The sequence below is a fragment of the Clostridioides mangenotii TR genome (assembly GCF_000498755.1).
Taxonomy (GTDB): Bacteria; Bacillota; Clostridia; order Peptostreptococcales; family Peptostreptococcaceae; genus Metaclostridioides; species Metaclostridioides mangenotii_A.
In genome coordinates this window covers 1-9,461 of sequence record NZ_AXUS01000039.1, presented here as the reverse complement: position 1 = coordinate 9,461, position 9,461 = coordinate 1, and the positions used below count along the sequence as shown (strand labels likewise).

Below are 9,461 nucleotides of genomic sequence, written 5' to 3'. Positions count from 1 at the left end.
ATTATATAATATATATACATAATATTTAATTCGGAGGTGATAAAATGATTTTAGAATTAGACTTTAATAGCGATACTTCCATATACTTACAAATTAAGAATAAAATTATTAAAAGTATTGCTTCTGGTAATCTAAAAGTTAATGAATCTCTGCCGTCTGTAAGGGTAATGGCAGAAAATATTGGGGTTAACCTTCATACTGTGAATAAATCGTATAACGAACTTAAGAGTGAGGGATATTTAAATATAGACCGTAGAAAGGGAGCAATCGTTGCAGATCTACCATTAAAGAAAGACAATCCTACTATGAATAATAACAAACAAGATTTAGAGCTCTTGATAGCGAAATCTTATTTATCTGGTATAAGCAAAGAGGAATTTTTGTCTTTATCTGAAAAATTTTACGATAACTGTGAGGTGAAAAGATATGAATAATGGATTTAATATAGGTATTCTATTATTTACTATTACTTTAATGTACTTGATGTTTTTATTTATGACAAAACTTACATCAAAGAAACATTTCTATGGAATTTTGATCGACCAAAAGTACAAAGATTTAGATGAATTAAAATCTTTAGACCAAAATTTCAAAAAGTTACTTACTCTAAGTTATTTCTTTACAATAGCCCTTTCCTATGTTCTTATTTTAAGAATTAGTAGTGACAGTATAGTTCTAGCTGCTCCAATCCTTTTATTTTTAGTATCTGAAACAGCTATATATATAAAAACTCATACTTCCGCTAAGAACCTAAAAAATAAATTAAAAGATAATTTAGAACCTTCTAAAACAGTTGCAATGGTTGATACAAGCGTACTTTCTGAAAGAGATAAAATAATAAACAAATTTAAGATATACTTTGCTATTAACTTTACTGTAATTGTACTCTTTACTATCTACTCAATTGCAAACTATAACAGTACTCTCGAATTAATCCCTATTCATTGGAATTTTAACGGTGTAGCAGATGAATTTATAGAAAATACTTTTATAAACTTTTTATTGCAAATTGGGCTATTATTATTTATTGTACTAATTTTAACTGTAATGGCTATTTCAACTATGAAGTCAAGAATTAAGATAGACACTGAAGATATAGATTCAAGCAAAAAAGTAACTTTAAAGTTTTTAAATTACCTTGGCTATTCATTCTTGGGGCTTATCATCTCTTTAAGTATAATATATATAAATTCAGTATATTCAATCATAAATGGTACTGATATAAATTTCTATTTTTATATTATTAGTACTATTTTAATGATGTTATCTGCTATATTATTGATAGTACAATTTGTTAAATCGTCAAATCTTAAATCTAGTTCATCTTATACTCCTGATGACAAAGAAGATAATTGGTTATTTGGTCTTGTTTACTACAATAAAAACGATCCATCATTAATGATTCCAAAAAGATTCGGAATTGGTTGGACTATCAACGTAGCAAATCCTATAGGTAAGATCATATATATAGGGATAGCATTATTGTTGATATACATTGTTTTCGATATTATCATAGGTATCATATCTTAATCGTATATCTAATACTTTTATTATATAACAATTAAATGGTTTAAATAAAAATCAGGTTAATAGCTAAAAGTTACAACCTGATTTTTTAAATTATTTAATTAATCGATTATATTACTTTACTTATAAGCATCTCGCCTTCTACAAAAATGTACTCTACTCTATTGTTTTCATATAAATAGGTAATATACGATCTTATAGTACTTCCAAGCAATACATATTGATTTGCATCAAGCTTTATAGAATAAAGCTTACAGACACTTGCAAGTACTCCGTCAATTGTAAGTGGATTAGAACATATATCTTCTATATTATTTATTATTTCATTCATTTTAGCTCTGTTTACGTTTATAAGATCTTTTATATCTTCCATGTGTACATAATGACTCGGTACGTAATATGAAGCTTCTAGATCGACAAGTTTATTTAATGTCTTAAACTGAGATTCTATATCCAATAAATAAAATAAGTGGTATTTTTCGATTATATTTTGTGGCATCAAACTATCGCCAATAAATACCACATCGTCTGGAGTTCTTACACCTATCATTTCAAAATAGTGACCAGGCAGTGATATAGCTTCTAAATCTGTATCTAGTATTTTTCCATCCGCCTCTATAATATGATCTACTTTACTCTCTTTAGCAAGTAGGAACTTATTTCTTAGAGCCTTGCTTGGATTCCCTCCGTATAAAAATGATGATTCAAGTATAGGATCTTCTGTAAAATAAGATTCTAATTTAGTCGTTGCGATTTCACAATTTGTTTGATTTTTAAAATAAGCATTTCCGCCTATATGATCGGCATTAGAATGAGTGTTTATAATTAATTTTACTTTAAGATTATTCTCTTCTAAAAGCCTAAGTATTTTTCTCGAAGTATCTTTATTGTTACCACTGTCTACTAAAATAGCATTGCCATTATCTACATACACTCCTACAATCGTAGGAAGTGGAATATAATATGTATTTCCCTTTATATGTTCTAAAGTCAAACTAGCCATATTCATCACCTCTGATATTGTATATTTAATACTGAATCTCTCTATTATAACTCATTTAATATGCAAATTCCACTAATTTTCAGAAAATTTGTATAAAAGTAAATTATATTAAATAGCTACACAAATATTTATTCCGTCATTTTTACACATTGATCTATTTCTATCTTATATCAAAGTATTATGTTATTTATTTGTTATTTTATGTATTTTGTATTCAAGGATTATAAATAAGTTAAATAATGTAAAGTATACTATAATATAAACAAAGGAGTGATGTTATGAAAAAAGATAGAATAACTATTTCAGAAGTTTTAATTTTAGTAGTCGGGTGTTTTTTGATGGCTGCATCACTTAATTTATTTTTTAATCCTCATTCAATAGCACCCGGTGGGCTTACTGGTCTAGCTGTAGTAATAAATACTATTTCTCCAATTCCTCTGTGGGTAGTAAACCTCGTATTAAACATACCATTATTTGTACTCGCTTATAAAATACTAAACAGAAAAGACTGTATTAAAACTGTGCTCGGCATTTTGCTTCTTACACTTGCCCTAAAACTTACAGATAACCTAGCTATGTTAGATGTAACAAATGATATAATACTCGCTATAATATCTGGTTCTATTCTTATGGGATTTGGACATGGTCTTATCTTTAGAATAAACGGTACTACTGGTGGAACAGACCTTATTGGTTTACTTCTAAATAAATATATCCCAAGCCTTAGTGTGCCAGTATTGATGGGTGTTGTCGACTCTGTAGTTGTCGCTTTATCTGGTATTGTTACAGGAAAGATAGAAATAGCCCTTTACTCAACTCTTGCTCTTTATATTATCGTTAAAATGAGCGACCTTATGATCGAAGGATTTGATTATTCAAAATCATTTATGATAATATCCGATAAATACAAAGACATAAATCAAATTATTATGGAAGACCTTGAAAGAGGAGCTACTATTTTAAACGGCGAAGGTGCGTACACAGGTTCAGATAAGAAAGTTATACTTGTTGTAGTAGCAAAAAAAGAAGTAGTAAAACTGAAAAAACTGGTTAAGGAAATAGACCCAAATTCATTTATTATAATTACTGATATTCATGAAGCTGTTGGTAATGGATTTAAAATGAATTACAAATGACATATAACATATAAATTAACGAAAAATGGTCTCAGTTAAATGACTCATATTGAATTAACAAATCTTAAATCTTTTCAATATGATTATTTATCTGAAACCATTTTATTAGAATATTACGTTTTATTCATATACTTCTTTATTTTAAGCTATACTTTATAGAAATATTCGTTATACTACTCTTTTAAATTTACTGTAATACTGTTGTCTATGCCGTCTACAAGTATTGTACATCCATTATATAATTCGCCTGCTATTAGCTTTTTAGCTATAGTAGTCTCTAATACATTTCCTATATATCTTTTTAACGGTCTTGCACCGTACACTGGATCGTAACCTTCTTCTACCATAATATCTTTTGCAGATTCTGAAACTTCTATATTTATATTTTTTTCGTTAAGTCTGTTTTTTAAGTCTTTCATAAATATATCTATAATTTTTTTGATATTTTCTCTGTTGAGCGGTTTAAACATAATTATGTCATCGACCCTATTTAAAAACTCTGGTTTAAATCTAATTTTCATCTCTCTCATAACCATGCTGTTTACTTCTTCTGTGATATTTCCATCAGCTTCCAATAGATAGTTACTACCTATATTTGAAGTCATAATTATTAGAGTATTTTTGAAATCTACTGTTTTACCTTTGTTATCTGTAAGTCTACCGTCATCAAGTATTTGTAAGAACATATTAAATACATCCTCATGTGCTTTTTCTATTTCATCAAATAGAATTACTGAATACGGTGCTCTTCTTACTGCTTCAGTAAGTTGTCCACCCTCTTCATATCCGACATATCCTGGAGGTGGCCCTACAAGTCTAGAAACTGCTTGTTTTTCCATATACTCAGACATATCAATTCTTATTATATTGTCTTCATCGTCAAATAGGTTTCTAGCTAAAGTTTTAGCTAACTCCGTCTTACCAACACCAGTTGGCCCTAAGAATATAAATGATCCAATAGGTTTTTTCTCATCTTTAAGACCAGCACGCGCACGAATTACTGCATTTGATACTGCTGTTACAGCTTCGTCCTGACCTATAACTCTCTTATGAAGTTCGTCTTCAAGTTTTAATAATTTTTGTCTTTCAGTTTCTACTAGTCTTGTGACAGGTATACCAGTCCATTTAGATACTATATCTGATATCTCTTCCTCTGTAACTTCTTCTTTAAGAAGTGCATTTTCAGAGCTATCCTGCATTTTTTCTTCGTAGTCTTTTATCTTTTGTTCTATAGTAGGTATTTCACCGTACTTAACCTCTGCTGCTTTGTTGAAATCGTACTCTCTTTCGTATCTTTCAACTTTTCCTTTAGCATCGTCAAGTTGTGATTTTAGGTTTTTAATCTCTAGTATATTTCCTTTTTCTTTTTCATATTTTGCAGTCATTTCATCGTTTTTAGATTTAAGTTCTGCTATTTCTCTTTGAATATCGTCTAGCCTTTGTTTACTGTTTTCATCTTTTTCTTTAAGAAGAGCTTCTCTCTCTGTCTCTAGAGTAAATAACTTTCTTCTAACTACATCTAGCTCTGTAGGGAGAGAATCTATTTCGCTACGTATCATTGCACCAGCTTCATCTATCAAGTCTATAGCTTTATCTGGTAAAAATCTATCTTGGATATATCTGTCGGATAATTTTGCTGCCGCTACTATTGCACTGTCGTGAATTCTTACACCGTGGTGTATCTCAAATCTCTCTTTAAGCCCTCTAAGAATTGAAATTGTATCCTCTACTGTTGGTTCAGAAACTACAACAGGTTGGAAACGTCTTTCTAGTGCTTTGTCTTTCTCAATATATTTTCTGTACTCATCAAAAGTTGTAGCACCGATACAGTTTAGTTCACCTCTGGCAAGCATTGGTTTAATTAGGTTACCTGCATCCATCGAACCTTCTGTTTTACCAGCACCTACAATTGTATGAATCTCATCAATAAATAGAATTATTCTACCTTCAGAACTTTGTACTTCTTTTAGGACTGCTTTTAATCTCTCTTCAAATTCACCCCTGTACTTAGCACCAGCTATAAGCGAACCCATATCAAGTGAAAATACAATTTTATCCTTTAATCCTTCAGGTATATCCCCTCTTACAATTCTCTCAGCTAACCCTTCTACTATAGCTGTTTTACCGACACCTGGTTCACCGATTAATACTGGGTTGTTTTTAGTCTTTCTTGAAAGTATTCTTACTACCCTTCTTATCTCTTCGTCTCTTCCTATAACGGGATCAAGTTTGTGTTTTTTAGCTAAGTCAACTAGGTTGATACCGTATCTAGCAAGTGCATCGTAAGTTCCCTCAGGATCTGAGGAATCAACTCTCTGGTTTCCTCTAACTTGATGAAGAACTTTTAAAAATTCACTTTTAGTTATATTGTACTGTTTCAATATTTTACCCACTGTATTTTTTGATTCAAGATCAATAATTGCAAGCATTACATGTTCAACACTTATATACTGATCTTTAAATTCTTTTGATATACTCTCGGCTTTTATAAGAACTTCATTAATACGTCTTGTAGCAGTTACACCTTGAGAATCTGCACCTTCTCCGTATACTTTTGGAAGCTTATCAATCTCAAAGTCAATGGAGTTTTTAAGTGCATCGATAGATACATTCATTTTTTCGATTATATTTGGAATAAGTCCATCTTCTTGATTTACAAGCGCTGAAAAAAGATGGATTACATCTACTTGTTGGTTGTGATTTTTAACTGCTTCATTAAATGCCTCATTTAAACTTTTTTGAACTCTCACTGTCATTTTTTCTACGTCCATCTAAATCACTCCTTTTTCTTTTTAGTTATTATATTTAGATAATAGTTCATATTTTTTGTTGATTATTTTAAATTGCTTTAACTTTTTTCGTTTATTATAATTGATTTTCTAAGATCCAAAAGACTATCTAGTAAATCTTCGTTATTGTCTGGATCAAATTGAAGTGTAAGTATAAAACTTTTATCACTATTAAAGAAGTTTATACTGTCTTTTTTATCGGCATTTATATATAAATCATTGTTTAACAATCTGTTTTCTCCAACCATTAAACTCTTGCATATTTCTAAAAATCTCTCACTGTAATCTATTACGTATATATTTTCGATGTAGTCGTACTCGTAATCAGATACATTCTCAAACACTCTAAGTATATTTGTATTAATAAAGTTGTAAATTTGGCTATTGTTGTATATTGAAATTTGTTCGTATATATATTCTCTAAACAGAGGGTGAACATTTTGTCTTAGTTTGATTATATAATCATTTGGAAGTTCAAAATAGAGTTTCCAGTAGTTAGAATTGCTTTTTTCAAGAGTAAACGCTGCGTTGTTATTATAAACGTTATTTTGGCTAAGGTTACTAAGGAAATTATGCTGTCTAAGTGTAGTAGATTCTTCTTCAAAAAATCGATCAAACCACTGTAATATATTTCTATCAACTTTTAAACTCATCTAATTACCTTCTTCCCTTATCAGCTTCTTTGTTACTTGAATTATTTCCTTTTTTAACCTTTAAACCATTGTATTGATCTAACAGCCTATCTCTATCTATTTTGCTTCCTCTATACGAAATGGATGGATTTATCATATATACACCATTTTTTACTCTCTGCAAAAAATCTCTTTTTTTTAGTTCTGTAAAATTTGTTGAAAGAGTTGTCTTTGGATAATCAAATTCTTTTGAAAGTTCATCTAGTGTCATATAAATCTTGTTGTTTTTATCCATAAGACTCAAAAGCATAAGTGGAATCAAATCCTTCTTTGTATATGATTTTTCTACAACTTTTAAATAGTTTTTAATTGATATGTTTGAGTATTTATTTTTTTCAAAAAGTACATTACTACTCTCCGTATAATGATCTTCAAAATCTTTTTTAGCCGTTTTATTCGAATTAAAAATTATCCTCACCTTCTTTCACTTTTTATCTATAAAGTAAATATATTACAAAAAAATTAGCTTGTCAAAAGAAAAAATGACAAAAGTTAAGCAATAAGATAAACTTCTATTAGTCTTTATACTAAACAATTGTCATTATAATATTTGTGTAATTTCAATTCTTTTAGTCCTAATTTATAATATTTTATATACTTTTTTAAAAAAAATTTATTATTATTCCTACTAGGCATTTAATAATTGCATTAATTAACAATGACCGCTATTTTTTTCATTAATAATGTTTTAAAATTTATTATCCAAATTTGCACAAGCGATAGTAGAAACCATAATAGCCTTGATCGTGTGCATTCTATTCTCCGCTCCTTCAAAAACTTTTGAGTGTTTTGAATTAAATACTTCATCTGTTACTTCGAGCTCTTTAAGTCCAAAATTATCGTATATTTTCTTCCCTACTTCTGTTTCTAAGTCGTGAAATGCTGGTAAACAGTGTAAGAAAATCACATTATTATTCTCTGTCTTATTTAACATATCCATATTTACTTGATAATCTTTCAAATAATTTATTCTCGACTCGTACATATTTTCTTCACCCATCGAAACCCAAACATCTGTATATATTACATCCGCACCTTTTACATCATTTACATCTTCAGTCAATGTTATCTTACCATGTGACTTTCTAGATACCTCACTCATTTCCTCAATCAATTCATTAACTGGCCAGAGTTTTTTTGGAGCTAGAGCTACAAAGTGAATTCCCATCTTTGAGCAGCCTATCATGAGAGAATTAGCCATATTATTTCTTGCATCTCCAACATAAACTAGTTTTATATTATTGAGGTCTTTACAGTTATTGTAAGGAAGTCTGCTAGTATTTGCGTCGGATGGTATTGATCGGTTAGCCCGTTCCATACAGGTACCCCTGCATGCTCAGATAAAGTCTCTACTGTCTCTTGCTTAAAGCCTCTAAATTGTATTCCATCGTAGTATCTCCCCTATACTTTCGCTGTGTCTTTAACAGATTCTTTTTTGCCCATATTGCAATCAGCAGGCGAAAGATATGTGGTAAAGGCGCCTTCATCGTGAGCTGAAACTTCAAATGAACATCTAGTTCTAGTAGATGTCTTCTCAAATAGTAAAGCTATATTTTTTCCCTCAAGCAAATCTCCTTTTATACTGACTTTTTTCTTTGTTTTTAAATAACTCGCTAAAGTCAACAGATACTTTATTTCCTCACTAGTATAATCTCTCAGTGTTAAAAAACTTCTACCCTTTAAGCTAATATTGTTCATACTTTTCATAATTATTTCACTCTCCCTTAATTTTTTTAAAATTTTGTATTAAAAAAGCCCCTCAGCAATTAATGCTAAGAGGCGACATTGCGCGGTACCACTCTTCTTAGTAAAATATTCTAATAATAGCGCTAACTCAATTATATATTGTTTTGCATAGTATATTTAGATATATAAGATACAACTAAAAAAATCCCTCAGTCAAAGACCAAGAGACGAATATACATCCGCGTTACCACACTTATTGATAAGAATATCTTACCCACTCGATCTCTTAAGGCGAGAACACCTATTGCAATACTAATTTCCTGCAATATCCTCCAAAGCTCTATTCGCAAAAACAGTACTGCCAAATTTCCACCATTCTCGGCTCTCTATAAATCAGCTTACTGCTACTTCTCTTCTTCTCAGGATTTAATTTTTTATTATTTCTATCTATATTAATTTATTTTGTATCCCATGTCAATAAATTTCTAGAATTTTTTAGAATTTATAAAATGTTTTTTATCAATCAAACAGATAAGGTATTGAATTGTATTAAAAAAACTAGCCAAATACTAAATTCAGCTAGTTTTGTTTTCTTGTTTTAATTTATAATATTAAATAAAATATTTTA

Annotated in this window: 7 protein-coding genes, 1 pseudogene and 1 other annotated feature; of the genes and pseudogenes, 3 read left to right on the top strand and 5 right to left on the bottom strand. The window is 29.6% G+C overall.

Annotation, left to right across the window (positions count from 1 at the left end; all coding sequences use genetic code 11):
• Nucleotides 1-44: 44 nt before the first annotated feature.
• Nucleotides 45-434, top strand: a complete 390-nt coding sequence (locus T473_RS0114530) for a GntR family transcriptional regulator (protein WP_024622542.1) — start codon at nt 45-47, stop codon at nt 432-434.
• Entirely contained in the window at nt 427-1,530 is a 1,104-nt protein-coding gene (locus tag T473_RS0114525) for a DUF5808 domain-containing protein (protein WP_024622541.1), read from the top strand. The genes T473_RS0114530 and T473_RS0114525 overlap by 8 nt, the downstream gene beginning before the upstream one ends.
• 106 nt (nt 1,531-1,636) lie before the next feature.
• Here T473_RS0114525 and T473_RS0114520 read toward each other — a convergent pair whose 3' ends face one another.
• Entirely contained in the window at nt 1,637-2,530 is an 894-nt protein-coding gene (locus T473_RS0114520) for an MBL fold metallo-hydrolase (protein ID WP_024622540.1), read from the bottom strand.
• A gap of 278 nt (nt 2,531-2,808) precedes the next feature.
• Here T473_RS0114520 and T473_RS0114515 point away from each other — a divergent pair, with 278 nt between their 5' ends.
• Nucleotides 2,809-3,666 (top strand): YitT family protein, encoded by an 858-nt coding sequence (locus T473_RS0114515; RefSeq protein WP_024622539.1) that lies wholly within the window; start codon nt 2,809-2,811, stop codon nt 3,664-3,666.
• 173 nt (nt 3,667-3,839) lie between these two features.
• Here the strand turns inward: T473_RS0114515 and clpB are convergent, their stop codons facing one another.
• The 4 genes and pseudogenes from clpB to argF all read right to left on the bottom strand — a co-directional run bounded on the left by clpB (nt 3,840) and on the right by argF (nt 8,845).
• Nucleotides 3,840-6,437, bottom strand: coding sequence for an ATP-dependent chaperone ClpB (clpB, locus tag T473_RS0114510; protein ID WP_024622538.1), 2,598 nt, complete (start codon nt 6,435-6,437; stop codon nt 3,840-3,842).
• Between the two features lie 77 nt (nt 6,438-6,514).
• Nucleotides 6,515-7,108 (bottom strand): hypothetical protein, encoded by a 594-nt coding sequence (locus T473_RS0114505; protein ID WP_024622537.1) that lies wholly within the window; start codon nt 7,106-7,108, stop codon nt 6,515-6,517.
• A gap of 4 nt (nt 7,109-7,112) precedes the next feature.
• The gene (locus tag T473_RS0114500) at nt 7,113-7,565 is read right to left on the bottom strand and encodes a replication/maintenance protein RepL (RefSeq protein ID WP_024622536.1); all 453 of its coding nucleotides are present in this window, start codon (nt 7,563-7,565) and stop codon (nt 7,113-7,115) included.
• A 270-nt stretch (nt 7,566-7,835) separates the two neighbouring features.
• Nucleotides 7,836-8,845 (bottom strand): annotated as a pseudogene (argF, locus tag T473_RS16970) (ornithine carbamoyltransferase).
• A gap of 208 nt (nt 8,846-9,053) precedes the next feature.
• Nucleotides 9,054-9,263, bottom strand: a binding site (T-box leader).
• Nucleotides 9,264-9,461: the final 198 nt, after the last annotated feature.

Coding starts and splice junctions, on each gene's coding strand:
- T473_RS0114525 (WP_024622541.1), top strand. CDS start 427: ATGAATAATGGATTTAATATAGGTATTCTATTATTTACTATTACTTTA.
- T473_RS0114530 (WP_024622542.1), top strand. CDS start 45: ATGATTTTAGAATTAGACTTTAATAGCGATACTTCCATATACTTACAA.
- T473_RS0114505 (WP_024622537.1), bottom strand. CDS start 7,108: ATGAGTTTAAAAGTTGATAGAAATATATTACAGTGGTTTGATCGATTT.
- T473_RS0114520 (WP_024622540.1), bottom strand. CDS start 2,530: ATGGCTAGTTTGACTTTAGAACATATAAAGGGAAATACATATTATATT.
- clpB (WP_024622538.1), bottom strand. CDS start 6,437: ATGGACGTAGAAAAAATGACAGTGAGAGTTCAAAAAAGTTTAAATGAG.
- T473_RS0114515 (WP_024622539.1), top strand. CDS start 2,809: ATGAAAAAAGATAGAATAACTATTTCAGAAGTTTTAATTTTAGTAGTC.